Genomic DNA, 17797 nt, shown 5'->3' with positions numbered 1-17797 from the left:
ACATGGCACTGGCGCGCGGCCGCCGCGGCGATACCTCCTTCAACTACTGGCCCGGCTTCGTCGACGCGCTGTCGACGCTGGTGCTGTCGATCGTGTTCCTGCTGTCGGTGTTCCTGGTCGTGCAGTTCTTCCTGTCGCAGGAGGTCACCGGCAAGGACAAGGCGCTGGAGCAGCTCAACGCCAAGATCGCGCAGCTCAACGAACTGCTGTCGCTGGAGAAGCTCGGCAAGCTCACGCTCGACGACCAGGTTTCGTCGCTGAAAGCCGGCCTCGCCTCGGCCGAGAGCGAGCGCGATCGCATCAAGGGCCTCTATGACGGGCTCGCCGCCGCCGGCAACGATGCGCAGGGCAAATCCTCCGAGCTCGGCAAGGCGCTGGACTCCGAGAAGGCGGTTTCCGCCCGCGCGCTGGCGCAGATCGAGGTGCTGAACCAGCAGATCAGCGCGCTGCGGCGGCAGCTAGCGGCGCTGGAGGAAGCGCTCGACGTCTCCGAGAAGCGCGACAAGGAATCGCAAAATCGAATCGCCGATCTGGGCTCTCGCCTGAATGTCGCCCTGGCGCAGCGGGTGCAGGAATTGTCGCGCTACCGCTCGGAATTCTTCGGCCGCCTGCGCGCCATCCTCGGTAACCGCCCCGACATTCGCATCGTCGGCGACCGCTTCGTGTTCCAGTCCGAAGTGTTCTTCGACACCGGACAGGCGGTGCTGCTGCCCGAAGGCCGCGCCGAGCTCGACACGCTCGCGACCGCACTGATCGATCTCGACAAGAAGATCCCGAACGAGATCCCCTGGGTGCTGCGCGTCGACGGCCACACCGACGTGCGTCCGGTCAACGGTGCGAATTTCAAGTCGAACTGGGACCTCTCGGCCGCCCGTTCGATCTCGGTGGTGCAGTACCTGATCTCGCTCGGCGTGCCCGCCCAGCGCCTTGTCGCCGCCGGCTTCGGCGAATTCCAGCCGCTCGACACCGCCAACACCGAGGAAGCCTACAAGCGCAACCGCCGCATCGAGCTGAAGCTGACGGAGCGGTAGTGAGCGCCCTCCATCTTCGTCCTTACCTTCCCGCGGACGAGGCCGCCTCGATCGATCTCTGGCATCGCACCTGGCAGCAGGCCTATCCGCAGATCGACTTCGCGGCACGGCTGGACTGGTGGCGCGAACGCTGGCGCAAGGAGCTGGTGCCGAAGGCTTCGATCGTGGTGGCGGAGCAGGACGGCGCACTCACGGGCTTCGTCACCATCGACGGCGACGGCTATCTCGACCAGCTCGTTGTCGATCCCGCGCATTGGGGCTCGGATGCGGCGCGGCTGCTGGTGGACGAGGCCAAGCGTCTGTCAGGGACCGGCGTGACACTGTTCGTCAACAAGGACAACAGCCGCGCCATCCGCTTCTATGAGCGCAACGGCTTCGCGCATGCCGGCGACGAGGTGAACCCGACCTCGGGCCGGCCGGTACTGAAGATGATTTGGCAACCTTAGATTCTGGGGCGCGTGACGGCCGTCACGTCGGGATCCCAGGACGTCAGCTAGTCGTTGTGCCCGGAAGTCGCGCCGGCAAGCGGATGGAGATGACCGATGAAACTGAGCGATCTGGCGAAGGGATCTTCGGTCCTGCTCGGCGTCATCGTCGCCGGATATGTCTCCACGAGCTATGTCGACCAGCGCCTCGCCACGCCGGTCAAGACGACGAGTGCTCCGACGAACGGCCTTGCGCCATCGGCCTGCGTTGATGAGGACGGGAGCTGGAAGAACTGGCCATGGCCGAATGTGCCGGCGCTGTCGCCGAAGTGTCGGTGATCGGCGCTGTCGCGTAACTCGCCGTGACGCGCTCTCGGCTCAGGCGGAGTTCGAGCTCGAACTGCCAGCTCTTGGCTTTGAGGATCGCGTGGCGGCTTTCTTCGCGAAGCTCGATCGACTCGTTGATCGCTCGCTGCGCCCGCTCCAGGAGTTCGCGGGTCTCTTCGCTGTATGGCTGGGCCATGATGCGCACTCCCGTTGAGGCGGGAGCGCAAATCATCTCTCAGGCACCGACGCCTATGGACGAGCCTTTGGCCGGCGATACCTGATTAGGCGCCACATCCGGGGGAACTGCAAGGCAGCATGCAACCATCCGCTCGCTACACGAAGACGATGTGGCGCGACGCGCCTTCCAAAATCTCCGCTGTCATTCCCAGCGAAGGCGGGGAATCCAGTACGCCGCGGCTTCTCGATTGATCACTGTCGTCTCGGAGTACTGGATCGTCCGCCTTCGCGGGCGATGACACTGTGAGTGGGGCAGCAGTCCGAACGCCTCCGCCTCACGCCCCCTCGAACTGCAACCTCGCCAGCCTGGCATAGAGTCCGTTCGCGGCCACGAGCTCCGCATGCGTGCCCTGCTCGACGATCCGGCCCTGGTCCATCACCAGGATGCGGTCGCACGACAAGACGGTGGCGAGGCGGTGCGCGATGACGAGCGTGGTGCGGTGACGCATCAGCTCTTCAAGCGCGGTCTGCACCAGCGTCTCGCTTTCGGCATCGAGCGCGGAGGTGGCCTCATCCAGCAGCAGCAGCGGCGCATCACGCAGGATCGCACGCGCGATCGCGATGCGCTGGCGCTGGCCGCCGGACAGCGTCACGCCGCGCTCGCCGAGCGGGGTGTCAAAACCTTCGGGCAGGCGGCGAATGAACTCGGCGGCGTGCGCGAGCTCGGCGGCACGCTCGACCTCGGCGTCGGTGGCATCGGGCCGGCCGAAGCGGATGTTGTCGCGGGCGCTTGCCGCAAACACATTGGATTCCTGCGGCACCAGCGCGATGCGGGAGCGGAATTCACGCGGATCGGCGGATTTGACCGGCACGCCGTCGAGCGAGATCGCGCCGCTGCGCGGATCGTAGAAGCGCAACAGCAGATGAAAGATCGTGCTCTTGCCGGCGCCGGACGGACCGACGATCGCGACCTTCTCGCCGGGGCGCACGGTGAACGAGACGGCATCGAGCACATTGACGTCGCGCCGCGCCGGATAGGCGAAGCTGACCTGGTCGAAGCCGACTTCGCCGCGCGCGGGCACCGGCAGCGCGCGCGGAGACGCGGGCGCGGTGATGTCGGACTGCACATGCAGGATCTCGAACAGGCGCTCGGCAGCGCCGGATGCCGCCGAGATCTCGCCCCAGACCTCGCTGAGCTGGCCGAGACCGGCTGCGGCAAAGGCCGCATAGAGCACGAACTGGCCAAGCCGGCCCGGCGTGATGGTGCCGGTCAGCACGTCGTGCGAGCCGATCCAGAGGATCGCGACCACGCTTGCGAACACGATGAAGATGATGATGGCGGTGAGCACGGCGCGCGCCTGCGTGGACGTGCGCGCGGCTTCATAGGCCTGCTCGACCTCGCCGCCGAAACGCTTCTCGGCGAGGCTCTCGCTGGTATAGGCCTGCACGGTGCGGATCGCACCGACCAGCTCGCTCGCATAGGCGGAGGCCTCGGCCAGCGTGTCCTGCGCATTGCGCGACAGCCGCCGCACCCAGCGCCCGAAGGCGACCAGGGGCAGCACGATCAGGGGAATGGCCAGCAGCACGAAGCCTGACAGCCGCGGGCTGGTGATCACCATCATCGCCGCGGCACCGAAGAACATCATCAGATTGCGCAGTGCGATCGAGACCGAGGCGCCGACGGAGGATTTGATCTGGGTGGTGTCGGCGGTCAGGCGCGACACCAGCTCGCCGCTGCGCGCGGAATCGAAGAAGGCCGGCGACAGCGACAGCAGATGGGCGAAGACGTCGCGCCTGAGATCGGCGACGATGCGCTCGCCGATCGTCATCACGAGGTAGTAGCGCGCGGCACTCGCCAGCGCGAGCACGGCGACGACCGCGATCATCACCGAGAAGTAGCTGTTGATCAGCTCGATGCCCTCAGGCGTCAGGCCGAAATCGATCATCCTGCGCACCGCGACCGGCACCAGCAGGGTGGTCAGCGCCGCGATCGTCAGCGCGACGAAGGCCAGCGCCGCCCGGCCGCGATAGCGGGCGACATAGGGCGCGAGCGCCAGCAGCGGCCGCAGCTTCGCGCGGCTCTTCGCCGGCGCCTCGATCAGGTCGGCCTCGATCGACGGGGCTTCCGCGGGCCCGGTTTCAAGCCGTTCAACTGCGCTCATGATATCCGACCAAAAGACAAAGAGAGGTAGTCTGCTCCAGATAGGCCGCGCGAGCAGGCGTGGCAAATCCGGGATGTCCCTTAGGGAGCCGCCCGGTCCCCTCTAAGGCCTCAAAGGCCTGCCAGGACGTTGCAACGGCTTGTTTTACAGGGGCCCGTGGGGTATAGACCGCGCCAAATCCGTCATTCGATAGCCACTCAAGTGAGGCGCCGGGGCGCCGAGGAATTGCCATGAAAGCCGAAATTCACCCGAACTATCATACGATTAAGGTCGTGATGACCGACGGAACCGAGTACCTGACCCGCTCCACCTGGGGCAAGGAAGGCGACACGCTGAACCTCGACATCGACCCCAAGTCGCACCCGGCCTGGACCGGCGGCAACGCGCAGCTGATGGATCGCGGCGGCCGCGTCTCGCGCTTCCAGAAGAAGTTTTCGGGCTTTCTCAAAAAGGATTGATCCGGCCTCGCGGCTGGAGACGAAAAACGCCCCCGGAGAGCCGGGGGCGTTTTTTGTTTTGGGGGGACGCTCGTCGCAATGACGGGGGCTTACCGCTCGAACGCGGCCTTCAGCGCGTTGAGATGCGGCACCAGCGGGTTGCCGATCGAGGAATGATCGACCGGCGGGGTGTGGATGGTGGTGTCCAGGCGGCGCACGCGGGTCTGGAGGCTCATCGAACGATGGATCAGATCCTGGAGCTGCGACGGCAGCTTCTCGATGCTGTCGGTGGAGCCGGGATCGGCGGCGGAGAGCTTGACCTTGGTTTTTTCCCGGTTGGCCTGGCCCAACGTCATCTCGCCTTCCTTGACGGCGCGGTGCAGCAGCAGCCATGAGGCGAGCTGCATCAGGCGGGTGGTCAGACGCATGCTCTCGGTCGCGTAGGTGAGGCTGACGGCGCGATCGAGCGCCTTGGCCTCGGTGCGGCCGGCGCCATCGAGATAGGCGGCGGTCTCCTCGACCAGGTCCATGCCCTCGCGGAACAGGACGCCGAACGCCGCAGAATTAGTGAACCGCTCGCTGAGTTGAACGAGAGCGCCTTCGGCTTGCAAACGTTCCATGGTTAACGCCCCTTACGCAACTGTCTGACTGCCCGGCTTTGGCGCCGGCTTATGATGAACAAATCATTGCGCGGGCGGGACGCCGAGTCCAGTGACAAGCATGGATATGGTTTCCGCGGGTCTTTGCTCGGAATTCAACCGGTGCGAGACGCAAAAAGGCGGAGCTGGGCGCAAAAAAAAGAGCCGCCGGAAAACCGGCGGCTTTGAAAGTTGATAACAGGGAGGCGTCAAACAGAGTGGACAGGAGCCACTCGGTGTCCAAACAAGGACAGTTCCCAGTCATAAACTCGAAAGCTTAATGTGGAGTAAACGAGCGAACATTTTGAGGGTTCGTTAGCCATGTCGGTCAGTGGCCGAGTGCGCCCGCGGAACGAATTCTCTCCGTCGCCCCGGCCTAGTGCGCAATTGCGCACGGGGGCCGGGGCCCATAGCCACAGGGAAAAGTCGTCGCGCGAACAGGCAACTCCGAGTCTTCAGAAAACTGCTCGCACGGCGTATGGGTCCCGGCCTCCGCCGGGACGACAGCTATTGTTTCGAGCCTACTTCTTGAAGACGCTGTTCGCCGCGTCGCGCGAGGCGCGCTTCTTCGTTGCGGCTTCTTCCAGCCTTGTGATCTCGCCCTTGAGCAGCGCGATGCGCTCGGTCAGTTCCTCCACCGACAAGAGCGAGAGATCCTGTCCGATGTCATGGCTGATCTTCTTGCGCGGGCGGTCGTCGTCTTCCATCGCCATCGTGGTTCCTCCTGCGTTCGCATCACAAGCAGCTGAGGCGGTTGCCAGCCTGCACCGCGCTGGCTAAGCAATGGCCTCGTTCCATCCCGCACCTTTGCTCAAGGACACATCATGGACAAGCTGCCCGCGCAAATGACCGTGGTCGCCATCTCGAAACCCGGCGGACCGGAAGTGCTGGTGCCGGAACAGCGGGCGCTGCCGCAGCCCGGCCCCGACGAGATCCTGGTCAAGGTGCAGGCCGCCGGCGTCAACCGGCCCGACGTCGCGCAGCGCTCCGGCGCCTATCCGCCGCCGCCCGGCGCCAGCGACCTGCCCGGCCTCGAGATCGCCGGCGAAGTGGTGGCCGTCGGCAGCAACGCCAAGCGGCACAAGATCGGCGACAAGGTGATGTCGCTGGTCGCCGGTGGCGGCTATGCGCAGTACTGCATCGCCCAAGACGGCCAGGCGATGAGCGTGCCGCCGTCGCTGTCGATCAAGGAAGCCGGCGCACTGCCGGAAACGCTGATGACGGTCTGGCACAACGTGTTCGAGCGCGGCGGCCTAAAGGCCGGCGAGACGCTGCTGATCCATGGCGGCTCGTCCGGGATCGGCACCATGGCGATCCAGCTCGCCAAAGCGTTCGGCGCGAAGGTGATCGTCACCGTGGGATCGCAGGACAAGATCGATGCCTGCCTCAAGCTCGGCGCGGATCGTGCCATCAACTACAAGACGGAAGACTTCGTCGCCGTGGTCAAGGCGGAGACGAACAATGCCGGCGCCAATCTGATCCTCGACATGGTCGCCGGCGACTATGTCGACCGCAACTATGACGCCGCCGCGCTCGACGGCCGCATCGTGCAGATCGCGACCCTCAACGGGCCCAAGGTCACCGTCAACATCGCCAAGGTGATGGTGAAGCGCCTGACCCATACCGGTTCGACGCTGCGCCCCCGTAGTAATGCGGACAAGGCGGCGATGGTGGCCGCGATCGAGGCGAAAGTGATGCCGCTATTGCGCGAAGGCCGGGTCAAGCCGCTGATGGACAGCACTTTCCCGCTGGAAAAGGCATCCGACGCGCACCGGCGGATGGAAACCTCGGCACATATTGGCAAAATTGTGTTGGAGGTCTAGGTCAGCGGCCCACAGGGCAGGCCGGAAACCCTTTGATTTTCCTTGCTTTCGTGGCATCTATCGCGACGCACCGAACCACCTTGTTCCGTTCGGAAAACGCCGTGCACCGAAGAGCCTGCACCGAAGAGTTTGCGTCGAACGCGGAGAATTGACCTTGCGTCTGATCAGGTGCCTCGCGCCCATAGCGCTGGGCCTCATGATTCTCGTCTGCGCGTTCCCGGCGCGCGCGCTCGACGCTGTCAGCGTCCGCGGTGACGCGCCCGCAATCGACCTCACCGGCGTGCTCGAGCATCAGCGCAGCGACGCCGACCGGATCCAGGTCTCCACCGCGCCCGGCACCGACGGCATCGTCCGCCGCATCGAGGTGCGCGCCCGCGAGGGTGGCCAGAACTGGGTGGTGTTCGCGCTCGCCAACAACACCGACGACCAGCTCGACCGCCTGATCGTCGCCCCGCATTACCGCATCGTCTCTTCGGGGCTGCTGTGGCCCGATCTCGGGCTGTCGCGCATCGCGACCATCACGCCCTCGACCGGCGACCGGCCGGAGCGGCAGGAGAGTCCGACCGCCGACGTCTTCCGCGTCACCCTCGATCCCGGCGCCGTCGTCACCTTCGTCGCGGAGCTGCGCACCGACAAGCTGCCGCAGCTCTATCTGTGGGAGCCGGAATCCTACAAGGACAAGGTCAACTCGTTCACGCTGTACCAGGGCATCGTGATCGGCATCTCCGGCTTGCTGGCGCTGGTGCTGACCATCCTGTTCGTGGTCAAGGGCAGCATCATGTTCCCGGCCGCCGCGGCGCTGGCCTGGGCGGTGCTGGTCTATATCGGCGTCGATTTCGGCTTCTGGGGCAAGGTGCTCGACATGTCGAACAACGCCGAGCGCATCTGGCGCGCGGCCGGCGAGGCGATCCTGGCGGCGACGCTGCTGGTGTTCCTGTTCGCCTATCTCAATCTCAGTCGATGGCACGTGCGCTATTCCCACATCACGGTGGGCTGGCTCGCGTTCCTGGGCTCGCTGGTGGCGCTGGCCCTGTTCGACCCTGCGGTGGCGTCCGGCATCGCGCGCATATCGCTGGTGTTGATTGCCTTCGCCGGCTTCGCGCTGATCGTCTATCTCTCCACCCACGGCTTCGACCGCGCGGTGCTGCTGATCCCGACCTGGTTCCTGCTGGTGGTCTGGGTGGTCGCGGCCGGCATGACGGTCGCGGGCTCCGTCACCAACGACATCGTCGGCCCTGCGCTGCTCGGCGGCCTCGTGCTGATCGTGATGCTGATCGGCTTCACGGTGATGCAGCATGCATTCGCCGGCGGCGGCGCCACCACCGGCGTCGTCTCCGACATCGAGCGCCGCGCGCTGGCGCTGGCCGGTTCCGGCGATCTGATCTGGGACTGGGACGTTTCCGCCGACAAGGTCTTCACCAGCCCCGAGACCGAGGCCCTGCTCGGCCTCAAGCGCGGCACGCTGGAAGGTCCGGCCGCCTCCTGGCTCGAAGTGTTGCACCCGCTCGACCAGGACCGTTTCCGCGCCGCTCTCGACAGCGTGCTCGACCAGCGCCGCGGCCGCCTGGTGCAGGATTTCCGCCTGCGCACGCCGGACGGTCACTTCATGTGGTTCGCGCTGAAGGCGCGCCCGGTGGTCGGCTCCGACGGCGAGGTCTCGCGCGTGGTCGGCACCCTCACCGACGTCACCGAGCTGCGCAACGCCGAGGAGCGCCTGCTGCACGATTCCGTGCATGACAATCTCACCGGCCTGCCCAACCGCAAGCTGTTCATGGACCGCCTCGGCGCCGTCGCGCATTTCGCCAAGACCATGCCGACGCTGCGGCCGACGCTGATGGTGATCGACCTCGACCGCTTCAAGCAGGTCAACGATTCCGTCGGCATCGCGGTCGGCGATTCCATCCTGCTGACGCTGGCCCGCCGCCTCACCCGCATCCTGAAGCCGCAGGATACGCTGGCGCGGCTTGCCGGCGACCAGTTCGGCCTGATCCTGCTGTCGGAGCAGGACCCCGCCCGCATCACCGCTTTCGCCGAGACCATCCGCAAGACCATCCGCGCGCCGATCGCCTTCAACGAACGCGAGATATTTCTCACGGCCTCGATCGGCCTTGCCTTGTCCGATCCGCAAGTTCAGCTCACGGACGAGATCATCAAGGACGCCGAGCTTGCGATGTATCACTCCAAGCGCATCGGCGGCGACCGCATCGACGTCTACAAGTCCGCGATGCGCGCGCGAAAGACCGACCGGCTGACGCTGGAGAGCGAACTACGCCGCGCCATCGAGCGGCAGGAGCTCACGATCCTGTACCAGCCGATCGTGCGGCTTGAAGACCGCTCCGTCGCCGGCTTCGAGGCGCTGGTGCGCTGGGATCATCCCAAGCTCGGACGCATGGCGCCGTCGGAATTCATCGCCATCGCGGAAGAGACCGGCCTGATCATCGACCTCGGCATGTTCGTGCTCGACCAGACCGCCAAGCAGCTCTCGATCTGGCAGCGCGCGATGCGCTCGCGCGAGCCGATCTTCGCATCGGTCAACGTCTCCTCGCGGCAATTGCTGCGCCACGATCTGATCCACGACATCCGCACCGTGCTGTCGCGCTCCTCGGTCGCGCGCGGCACGCTGAAGCTGGAACTGACGGAATCGCTGGTGATGGAGAACCCGGAGCACGCGGCACAGATGCTGACGCGGATCCGCGAGCTCGGCACCGGGCTGTCGCTCGACGATTTCGGCACCGGGCATTCGTCGCTGGCCTATCTGCAGCGCTTCCCGTTCGACACCATCAAGATCGACCAGTCCTTCGTTCGCACCACCAACCGCGGCACCCGCCCGGTGATCCTGAAGTCCATCATCGCGCTCGCGCACGACCTCGGCATGGACGTGGTCGCCGAAGGTGCCGAGACCGATTCCGACGCGGTCGAGCTCTACCAGATGGGCTGCGAATATGCGCAAGGGTTTGCCTTCGGCGAACCCATGGATGCCGACGCCGCGATGCGCCTGCTCACGGAAGTGCGCCTGGAAGCGGCGAGCTAGCTTCCCCTCGCCTCACCCAGGCCTGCGCCGGTCACTCTTCAGCTTGGTGAACCGCACGCTCTCGCCGTCCGGCATCCGCATCGCCTTGAAACCCGCGGCGAGGCAGGCTTCGCGTTGCGGCATTTGGATATCCGGGCTGCGCAGGCTGTCCCACCATGAGGCACGATTCGCCGCGCGCGGCAGGGCCGCGCCGATGATCTCTTCGATCTGTTCATAGGTCAGCACGAATTCCGTCTGCTTCTGCCGCATCAGATAATCGCGCAACGCGTCGTAGTCGTTCACCGCTGTCCTCTTCGCTGGTCGAAGGCCCGCTTTGCCCAAAAACGTGAGCCGCGGAAACCAATTTTTAACTCATTCCGGCAGCGCCGTCCCGGCTTAAACACTACTCAAGCTTTCGGGCGCATTCACTGGTGCCGGGAGCAAACGATGTTGTCTCGATGGCGCGACGTCACGGCCCGACGGCCATGGCGGCTTTCGGCGAAGCTGCTGATCATCTCGTCCGTGGTGACGGTGATCGGCTTTTCCGCCATTTGCGTCAACGTCATGCTGGACATGCGCCGCGGCGAGGAGGCGCTCGCCCGCCAGACCCTGGAAAACCTGGCGACGACCATCGAGTCCGACGTCAGCCGCAACATCGAGATCTACGATCTGGCCCTCAAGGCGGTCGCCAGCAATATGCTGCTGCCGGAAATCGCCACGGTCTCGAAGCCGATCCGTCACCTGATCCTGTTCGACCATTCGACCACGGCGAGGCATTTCGGCGCGATCCAGGTGTTCGATGCCGACGGCCGGTTGACCATCGACGCCTCGACGCTCGATCCCGTTGTCGTGAACCGGGGCGATGAGGATTACTTCAGGGTCCATCGCGACAGTCCCGAAACGGGCCTCTTCATCAGCCGCCCGATGCTGTTCCGCGGCGCCTATGCAATCGTGCTGAGCCGACGCATCAGCGACACCGACGGAGGCTTCCTCGGGGTCGTCGCCGGCTCGATCCGCTTCAGCTATTTCCACGAGTTGTTCGACCGGCTGAACCTCGATCCCCATGACACCATCACGGTGCTCAAGCGCGACCGCACCATCATGATGCGGCGCCCGTTCGACCTCGACGTGATCGGCACCAACCTGAACGATCGGCGGACATGGAAGGCCGAAAATCTCCGGGTCGGCGCCTCCTATGCGGGCCAGGGCCCGGTCGATCCGACTCCGCGACTTTATGTGCGCAGCAGCGACAGCGGTCCGCTGTTCGTGGTGGCGGGCAAACCGCTGGCCGCGGTGTTCGAGCTCTGGCAGAGGGAAGCCTACCGCATCGGCGCCGTGGTGCTGGCGCTCAGCCTGTTCATGCTCGCATCGACGCTGGTGCTCGCGCGCGAGATCGGCCGGCGCGCCGAGGCCGAGCGCAAGCTCGAGGAGATGGCGACGACCGACGCGCTCACCGGCCTGAAGAACCGCCGCAAGTTCGACCAGGTGATCGACGTCGAATGGCGCCGCGCGATGCGGCAGCAGACGCCGATCGCGCTCTTGATGATCGATGCCGATCACTTCAAGGCCTACAACGACACGTTCGGCCACCAGGCCGGCGACCAGGTGCTGGTCGGCATCGCCATCTGCATTTCCGATTCGGTGAGCCGCGCCGGCGACTGCGCCGCGCGCTATGGCGGCGAGGAATTCGCCGTGCTGCTGCCGGGCACCTCGGTCCCCGACGCCCTCACGGTGGCCGAGAAGATCCGCGCCAAGGTGCAGGGCTGGTCCGACGACCACACGAGCTCGACGGTGTCCTGCGGCATCGCGAGCCTCGTTCCGACCACGGGCATGGACTGGCCGCTGCTGGTCGCCGCCGCCGACAAGGCGCTCTACGCCGCAAAAGCCGGCGGCCGCAACCAGTCGGTGGTCGCGAGCCTGCCGAAGCTGTCGCTGGTGGCGTGAGGAGTTCGTTCCGTCATTGCGAGGGAAGCAATCCAGACTGTCGCCGCGGAGGCAGCCTGGATTGCTTCGTCGCTTCGCTCCTCGCAATGACGAGCGGAGCACTACTGCCCCAGATATTTCTTCATCTCCGCAATGAGCCCGTCACGCAGCTCCGGCCGCTTCAGGCCGTAGGCGATATTGGCGCGGAGGAAGCCGGGTTTGGAGCCGCAATCGTGGCGCTCGCCCTCGAACTCGACGCCGTAGAATTTTTGCGATCTGGCGAGGCCGATCATGGCGTCGGTGAGCTGGATCTCGCCGCCGGCGCCGCGCTCCTGGGTCTCAAGGATCTTGAAGATCTCCGGCTGCAGGATGTAGCGGCCGGTGATCGAGAGGTTGGAGGGCGCGGTGCCCTTGGCCGGCTTCTCGACCATGCCGTCCACCTCGAACATCTTGCCGGTGCGTTTGCCGACGCCGCAGATGCCGTATTGATGGGTCAGATGATCGGGCACCGGCTCGACCGCGATGACGTTGGATTTTTCGCCGAGCTTGCTGGCGGTGTCGATCATCTGCTTCAGGCAGCCGGGCGAATTGAGCACGAGTTCGTCGGGCAGCACGACCGCGAACGGTTCGTTGCCGACGATGTCGCGCGCGCACCAGACCGCGTGACCGAGGCCGAGCGGCGCCTGCTGGCGGGTGAAGCTGACGGCGCCGGCCTCCGGCTGGTTCTGCGCCAGAACGTCCTGCTCGGTCTTCTTGCCGCGCGCGGCCAGCGTCGCATCGAGCTCGAACATCCGGTCGAAATGATCTTCGATGACACTTTTGTTGCGGCCGGTGACAAAGATGAAGTGCTCGATGCCGGCTTCCCGGGCCTCGTCATAGACGTACTGGATCAGCGGCTTGTCGACGATCGTCAGCATTTCCTTCGGCATCGCCTTGGTGGCGGGCAGGACGCGGGTGCCGAGGCCGGCAACGGGAAATACGGCTTTGCGGATTTTCATGGGATTGATCGAATACCTGAGGAACACGTGAAGGGAGCAATGGCATCTTGCTAGCTTGTTTGCAGCCGCCAACAAAGGCGGATGTGGGGCCTCATCCTCACAGAGTTAAGAAAAAGGCCACCATCAAAATTTCACCTTTGTTAAGCTGTTGGCAACCGTAACCAGGCCTCCTGAGGGCGGATTTTGGCCGGACAGGTGTGGACATGATGCAATCAATGGCAGGGCTGGCAAAACGGGGCGGGTCCGTGACCGGTGCGACGATGATTGCGGCCGCCCTGCTGTTCCCGCTTCCCGCCAGCGCGCAGGCTCAGAACGGTCTGTCAAATCTGTTCGGCGGTATTTTCTCCGGCCCGAACCAGGCGCCTTCGCCAGCAGCGCCCGGGCCCAGCGGCGCTCAAACGGGAGTTCAACCCTGGACCGGCGAGGACGGCGCCTCCGGTCATCCGCTGATGACAGCCGCCGCGATCCGCGAGGCCGCGGGCAATTTCAACAATTGCGTCGCGGTCATGTGGCCCGATGCCGCACGGCGCAACATCACGCAGGAAAATTTCCAGCGCTTCACGGCTGGCCTCGCGCCCGATCTGCGCATCATGGACCTGATGGATTCGCAGCCGGAGTTCACCAAGTCGATCTGGGATTATCTCGACATCCTCGTGAACGACAACCGCCTCGCCAAAGGCCGCGAGGTCCTGGCCAAATACAAGGCGCAGTTCGACGCCACCGAAAAAGCCACCGGCGTCGATCGCTACATCATCGCCTCGATCTGGGGCATCGAGTCCAACTACTCGACTCAGATGGGCGACCGCAGCGTGCTGCAATCGACCGCGACGCTCGCCTGCATCGGCCGCCGTCAGGCTTACTTCAAGGACGAATTCCTCTCCGCGCTGGAGATCCTCAACCGCGGCGATCTCAGGCCCGAACAATTGCGCGGGTCCTGGGCCGGCGCCTTCGGCCCGACCCAGTTCATGCCGACCGCGTTCAAGCGCTTTGCCGTGGACGGCGACGGCGACGGCCGGCGTGACGTCGTCGACAATCCCTCCGACCTGATTGCGTCGACCGCCAACAATCTGAAGAAGGACGGCTGGCAGGCCGGCCAGACCTGGGGCTACGAGGTCGTGGTGCCACAGGGCTTCAACTACATGCTGGCCGATCGCGCCAAGGCGATGACGGTGGCGCAATGGGAAAAGCTCGGCCTCAAGCGCCCGGCCAACCAGCCCTTCCCGCATCCGGCCGAGAAGGCCTATCTGCTGGCGCCGGCCGGCGCGCAGGGGCCGGGCTTCCTGATGCTGCAGAACTTCCGGGTCATCATGAAGTACAATCCGGCCGAGGCTTATGCGCTGGCGATCGGCCATTTCGCCGACCGCCTGCGCGGCGGCCAGCCGTTCGTGCAGCCCTGGCCGCGGCAGGAACGGGAGCTGTCCCGGACCGAACGGCTGGAACTCCAGCAGCTGCTAGCCCAGCGCGGCTTCTACAAGGGCACCCCCGACGGTCAGTTCGGCGGCCAGACCCGGGAAGCCCTGCGCAATTTCCAGGCCTCGATCGGGGTCCCCGCGGACGGATTTGCCTCCTCCGACGCGCTGGACCGGCTGCGCGGGCGGTAAAATCGCGCCGAAAGTAACCCTGAACAGGGATTTTGGCCGGCAGTCTTGACCGGGGCGGCGGTTCGCCGTGTATGGGCCAAGGATCTCAAGGATCTGAAGAGAATCTGAAAGAGAATCTGCCCGTTTGGCGCCCGATTCCGTTATTATATCGAGCCTGTCCTGATCCCCATTGCACGTGCCGAGATCGCATGTCGAAGAAGTCCCTGTTCAAGGTGCTGACCGAGACCGGCCCGCTGATCGCGCTGGGGACGGCGCTTGCGATTCTGGTGTCGGTCGCGGGACCCGCCTCGGCGCAGTTCTTCAACTTCCCCGGCTTCGGCGGCCCACCGCAGCGCGCGGCCCCGCCGCCGCCGCGGAACGGTGGAGGTGGCGGTGGCGGATGGTTCGGCGGCGACTTCTTCGCGCCGTTCCAGCAGCAACAGCCGCAAGCACCGCGTCAGGACTTTTCGCGCGCGCCGGCGCCGGCCAAGCGCGAGACCATTCCCGACAGGAACGTGCTGGTGATCGGCGACGCCATGGCCGATTGGCTCGCGTACGGCCTGGAGGATGCCTACACCGAGCAGCCCGACATGGGCGTGATCCGCAAGCACAAGACCACGTCCGGCCTGATCAAGTACCAGCCCAAGGGTGAGCCCTCGGACTGGACGGCTGCTGCGAAGGGCATTCTCGAGACCGAGAAGCCCGACGTGATCGTGGTGATGCTCGGCCTCAACGACCGCATCGCGATCCGCGAGGCGGCAGCACCCGATAAATCGGACAAGGCGACCGACAAGAAGAACGACAAGGGCGCGCGCGGCAAACCACCGGCCAAGCCCGGCGATGCCAAGCCCGGCGACACCGCGGCGAAACCGGACGACAAGCCGGCCGATGCCGACCTGCCGCAGGATGATGCCGACAACGCTGACGCACCGGCGGTCGCAGCGCCCGAGAAGACGGCACGCAACCCGAACGGCCTCTACGAATTCCGCGACGAGCGCTGGGTCGAGCTCTACGGCAAGAAGATCGAGGAGCTCGCCAACGTCCTCAAGTCCAAGGGCGTGCCGGTGCTCTGGGTCGGCCTGCCCGCCATCCGCGGTCCCAAGGGCACCGCGGACATGCTGTTCCTGGATTCGCTCTATCGCGAAGGCGCGGCTAAGGCCGGCATCACTTACGTCGACGTCTGGGACGGCTTTGTCGACGAGGCCGGCCGCTTCCTGCAGAAGGGCCCGGACTTCGAAGGCCAGATCCGTCAGCTCCGCAGCTATGACGGCGTCTATTTCACAAAACCCGGCGCGCGCAAACTCGCCCACTACGTCGAACGCGAGATCACCCGCCTGCTCGCCGGGCGCTCCGGCCCGATCGCGCTGCCGAGCGAGCCGGCGACTCCCGACACCAGTGCCGAACCCGGCAAGCCCGCGCCGCGGCCACTGGCCGGCCCGATCGTGCCGCTGGTTGCGGCCTCGATCTCGACCGATCAATTGCTGGGTGGCCCGGGCTCGCGTCCTGCCGCCGTCGATGCGCTCGCTGCGAAGACCATGGTGAAGGGCGAGCCATTGGCTGCGCCCGCCGGACGCGCCGACGATTATGCCTGGCCGCGCCGCGAAGTCGGCCGGGAGCAGGCCAAGGGCGATACGCCGGTCGCCGCGACGACTCCCGATGGCGGCACGCCGGGTGCGGCCGCAGCGATCGCCCCGCCAAAGCTTGCGCCAAAGAAGCCACCGGTGCCGCAGCAACCGGCACAGGCAGCGCCATCGATGCGAGATTTCTTCGGCTTTGGCTCGCCGCCGCCCCCGCCGCGTCAATTGGCGCCCGCGCCGCGCAATCCGAATCCCAACCCCGCGATCCCGCGGCCGCCTGGCAATGTCGGGCGATCGGCGGAAGTGTTCCGATAGTTGATCTCATGTCCCGGACGCGGCGCAGCCGCAGAGCGGACACAGCCTTGCAACATCCATAAAAAAAGCCAAAGCCCCGGCTCGGCAACGCGGCGTTACACGCCGCGCTGCGTCCGGGGCCTGATGCTTATCGCGCCTTGGCTTCAGCCGTAATAGCGCCAGCGCGGCGGCGGGCGGCGCGCAGGCCGCGCCATCAGCAGTGCAAGGGCAAAGCCGATGCCGCCGGCGACCAGCAGCGCGCCGAGCGGGTTGTCCTGCACCTTCTGGGCAATCGCCTGCGAGCCGTCACGCAAGGTTTCGGCCGGCTTGTCATAGGCGTCCTTGGCATAGCTGGCCGCGGTGTCCGTGGCGTCACGTACGGCATCCTTGGCCTGGCCGTAGAGATTCTGCACGGTGCCTGCGGCTTCCCGCGCCTTGCCCGACGCCTGTGTCTGCGCATCGCCTGCGAGATCACCGACAGCGCCTTCCGCGCGTCCTGCGAATTCCTTGGTCGAGCCGACAATCCGATCTTTATCCATGATGCTCCTCCTCAGGGGTCAGCCCAAGTAACCGATCAGGAGCGGCGCGGTTCCTCACGCTAGAGAATAAGCCCGCCGTCGACGACCAATGTCTGGCCAATGATGTAGGACGACAGCGGCGATGCCAGGAATAGCGCCGCGCCCGCCATGTCAGCCGGCGTGCCCAATCGCCGCAGCGGAATGCGTGAAAGTGCACCTTCGAGCCGCTTTGGATTGTCGGTCGTCACCTTCGTCATCTTGGTGTCGACCAGACCGGGCGCGATGCCGTTGACGCGGATGCCGTCCTCGGCCCAGGCCTCGCCCAGCGTCCGCGTCAATCCGACCGCGCCGGTCTTCGACGCGTTGTAAGCAGGATTGCCCATGGTGGAATGATAGGCCGCGGTCGAGGACACCATGATCAGCGATCCCCGCGAGTCCCGCAGCATGGAATGAAAGCGCGTGGCGCAGGCCATCAGGCTCATCAGGTTGACCTCGACCACCTTGCGAAAGCCCGCCATCTCGAACTCGCCGCGGCGATAGAGCACCGCGCCCTGCGCGAGCACCAGGATATCGAGCCGATCGAACGACGGCTTGAACGCTTCGACCGCTCCGGCATTGCCGACGTCGAGTTGCGCGTAGGAGAGACCGGTGAGATCCGAGCCCTCCTCAGCTGAATATTCCTTCGCGTGAGCACGCGTGCCGCAGACCGCGACTTGCGCGCCCCTGACGCGAAAGGCTTGCGCGATACCGTTGCCGATGCCGCTGGATCCGCCGACAACCAGCACCTGCTTGCCTGAGAAATCGAGCTCGTTCGTCATCGCTGGCCTCCCCGATCGTCTTGCTTGTTTGACCTGTCTGCGGATCGATGACAGCCTTG

Annotated in this window: 16 protein-coding genes; 9 read left to right on the top strand and 7 right to left on the bottom strand. The window is 65.4% G+C overall.

The window, feature by feature from the left end; translation table 11 throughout:
* Nucleotides 1-2 precede the first annotated feature (2 nt).
* The 3 genes from IVB48_RS32020 (at nt 3) to IVB48_RS32010 (ending at nt 1795) form a co-directional block, all read left to right on the top strand.
* Nucleotides 3-1031: a peptidoglycan -binding protein gene (locus IVB48_RS32020; RefSeq protein WP_247283836.1), complete on the top strand. Its 1029-nt coding sequence runs from the start codon at nt 3-5 to the stop codon at nt 1029-1031.
* The gene (locus IVB48_RS32015) at nt 1031-1477 is read left to right on the top strand and encodes a GNAT family N-acetyltransferase (protein ID WP_247406348.1); all 447 of its coding nucleotides are present in this window, start codon (nt 1031-1033) and stop codon (nt 1475-1477) included. The genes IVB48_RS32020 and IVB48_RS32015 overlap by 1 nt, the downstream gene beginning before the upstream one ends.
* A gap of 96 nt (nt 1478-1573) precedes the next feature.
* Nucleotides 1574-1795 (top strand): hypothetical protein, encoded by a 222-nt coding sequence (locus IVB48_RS32010; protein WP_247406344.1) that lies wholly within the window; start codon nt 1574-1576, stop codon nt 1793-1795.
* A 500-nt stretch (nt 1796-2295) separates the two neighbouring features.
* On the opposite strand, the gene IVB48_RS32005 is transcribed toward IVB48_RS32010, so the two are convergent.
* Nucleotides 2296-4122, bottom strand: a complete 1827-nt coding sequence (locus tag IVB48_RS32005; RefSeq protein ID WP_247406341.1) for an ABC transporter ATP-binding protein/permease — start codon at nt 4120-4122, stop codon at nt 2296-2298.
* A gap of 230 nt (nt 4123-4352) precedes the next feature.
* Here IVB48_RS32005 and rpmE point away from each other — a divergent pair, with 230 nt between their 5' ends.
* A complete protein-coding gene (gene rpmE, locus IVB48_RS32000; protein WP_007599895.1) occupies nt 4353-4580 on the top strand; it encodes a 50S ribosomal protein L31 in 228 nt (75 codons plus the stop codon).
* 89 nt (nt 4581-4669) lie between these two features.
* Here the strand turns inward: rpmE and IVB48_RS31995 are convergent, their stop codons facing one another.
* Together IVB48_RS31995 and IVB48_RS31990 are read right to left on the bottom strand one after the other, a co-directional pair.
* Nucleotides 4670-5179 carry a DUF1465 family protein gene (locus tag IVB48_RS31995; RefSeq protein WP_007599893.1) on the bottom strand — a complete coding sequence of 170 codons (510 nt, stop codon included), beginning with the start codon at nt 5177-5179 and terminating at the stop codon, nt 4670-4672.
* Nucleotides 5180-5718: 539 nt separating this feature from the next.
* Nucleotides 5719-5910, bottom strand: coding sequence for a DUF1192 domain-containing protein (locus IVB48_RS31990; RefSeq protein WP_027570253.1), 192 nt, complete (start codon nt 5908-5910; stop codon nt 5719-5721).
* Nucleotides 5911-6021: 111 nt separating this feature from the next.
* On the opposite strand from IVB48_RS31990, the gene IVB48_RS31985 reads away from it, so the two are divergent.
* A complete protein-coding gene (locus tag IVB48_RS31985) occupies nt 6022-7020 on the top strand; it encodes an NAD(P)H-quinone oxidoreductase (protein WP_007605500.1) in 999 nt (332 codons plus the stop codon).
* Nucleotides 7021-7174: 154 nt separating this feature from the next.
* On the top strand, nt 7175-10051 hold the full coding sequence (locus IVB48_RS31980; RefSeq protein ID WP_247406338.1) for an EAL domain-containing protein: 2877 nt from the start codon (nt 7175-7177) through the stop codon (nt 10049-10051).
* Nucleotides 10052-10063: 12 nt separating this feature from the next.
* Here IVB48_RS31980 and IVB48_RS31975 read toward each other — a convergent pair whose 3' ends face one another.
* A complete protein-coding gene (locus IVB48_RS31975; protein WP_027570252.1) occupies nt 10064-10333 on the bottom strand; it encodes a hypothetical protein in 270 nt (89 codons plus the stop codon).
* 144 nt (nt 10334-10477) lie between these two features.
* Here IVB48_RS31975 and IVB48_RS31970 point away from each other — a divergent pair, with 144 nt between their 5' ends.
* The gene (locus IVB48_RS31970; RefSeq protein ID WP_247406334.1) at nt 10478-11974 is read left to right on the top strand and encodes a diguanylate cyclase; all 1497 of its coding nucleotides are present in this window, start codon (nt 10478-10480) and stop codon (nt 11972-11974) included.
* Nucleotides 11975-12075: 101 nt separating this feature from the next.
* Here the strand turns inward: IVB48_RS31970 and IVB48_RS31965 are convergent, their stop codons facing one another.
* Nucleotides 12076-12951, bottom strand: a complete 876-nt coding sequence (locus tag IVB48_RS31965; RefSeq protein ID WP_007599884.1) for a UTP--glucose-1-phosphate uridylyltransferase — start codon at nt 12949-12951, stop codon at nt 12076-12078.
* A gap of 203 nt (nt 12952-13154) precedes the next feature.
* Here IVB48_RS31965 and IVB48_RS31960 point away from each other — a divergent pair, with 203 nt between their 5' ends.
* Nucleotides 13155-14552: a lytic murein transglycosylase gene (locus tag IVB48_RS31960; RefSeq protein WP_247406330.1), complete on the top strand. Its 1398-nt coding sequence runs from the start codon at nt 13155-13157 to the stop codon at nt 14550-14552.
* Between the two features lie 188 nt (nt 14553-14740).
* On the top strand, nt 14741-16423 hold the full coding sequence (locus IVB48_RS31955; RefSeq protein WP_247406327.1) for an SGNH family hydrolase: 1683 nt from the start codon (nt 14741-14743) through the stop codon (nt 16421-16423).
* Nucleotides 16424-16566: 143 nt separating this feature from the next.
* On the opposite strand, the gene IVB48_RS31950 is transcribed toward IVB48_RS31955, so the two are convergent.
* Complete coding sequence (locus IVB48_RS31950; protein ID WP_247406323.1) at nt 16567-16941, bottom strand: CsbD family protein; 375 nt, start codon at nt 16939-16941, stop codon at nt 16567-16569.
* A 59-nt stretch (nt 16942-17000) separates the two neighbouring features.
* A complete protein-coding gene (locus tag IVB48_RS31945) occupies nt 17001-17738 on the bottom strand; it encodes an SDR family oxidoreductase (RefSeq protein ID WP_247406320.1) in 738 nt (245 codons plus the stop codon).
* Nucleotides 17739-17797 lie beyond the last annotated feature (59 nt).

This window comes from Bradyrhizobium sp. 76, from assembly GCF_023073025.1.
Classification (GTDB): Bacteria; Pseudomonadota; Alphaproteobacteria; order Rhizobiales; family Xanthobacteraceae; genus Bradyrhizobium.
Note: the sequence above shows the minus strand (reverse complement) of the source record. Positions and strands in the feature narration are given on the sequence as shown.

Bases quoted from the DNA above. Each gene is read 5' to 3' on its own strand.
- rpmE (WP_007599895.1), top strand. From the start codon at position 4,353: ATGAAAGCCGAAATTCACCCGAACTATCATACGATTAAGGTCGTGATG.
- IVB48_RS32010 (WP_247406344.1), top strand. From the start codon at position 1,574: ATGAAACTGAGCGATCTGGCGAAGGGATCTTCGGTCCTGCTCGGCGTC.
- IVB48_RS31955 (WP_247406327.1), top strand. From the start codon at position 14,741: ATGTCGAAGAAGTCCCTGTTCAAGGTGCTGACCGAGACCGGCCCGCTG.
- IVB48_RS32020 (WP_247283836.1), top strand. From the start codon at position 3: ATGGCACTGGCGCGCGGCCGCCGCGGCGATACCTCCTTCAACTACTGG.
- IVB48_RS32005 (WP_247406341.1), bottom strand. From the start codon at position 4,122: ATGAGCGCAGTTGAACGGCTTGAAACCGGGCCCGCGGAAGCCCCGTCG.
- IVB48_RS31960 (WP_247406330.1), top strand. From the start codon at position 13,155: ATGATGCAATCAATGGCAGGGCTGGCAAAACGGGGCGGGTCCGTGACC.
- IVB48_RS31995 (WP_007599893.1), bottom strand. From the start codon at position 5,179: ATGGAACGTTTGCAAGCCGAAGGCGCTCTCGTTCAACTCAGCGAGCGG.
- IVB48_RS31970 (WP_247406334.1), top strand. From the start codon at position 10,478: ATGTTGTCTCGATGGCGCGACGTCACGGCCCGACGGCCATGGCGGCTT.
- IVB48_RS31965 (WP_007599884.1), bottom strand. From the start codon at position 12,951: ATGAAAATCCGCAAAGCCGTATTTCCCGTTGCCGGCCTCGGCACCCGC.
- IVB48_RS31950 (WP_247406323.1), bottom strand. From the start codon at position 16,941: ATGGATAAAGATCGGATTGTCGGCTCGACCAAGGAATTCGCAGGACGC.
- IVB48_RS31985 (WP_007605500.1), top strand. From the start codon at position 6,022: ATGGACAAGCTGCCCGCGCAAATGACCGTGGTCGCCATCTCGAAACCC.
- IVB48_RS31945 (WP_247406320.1), bottom strand. From the start codon at position 17,738: ATGACGAACGAGCTCGATTTCTCAGGCAAGCAGGTGCTGGTTGTCGGC.
- IVB48_RS31990 (WP_027570253.1), bottom strand. From the start codon at position 5,910: ATGGCGATGGAAGACGACGACCGCCCGCGCAAGAAGATCAGCCATGAC.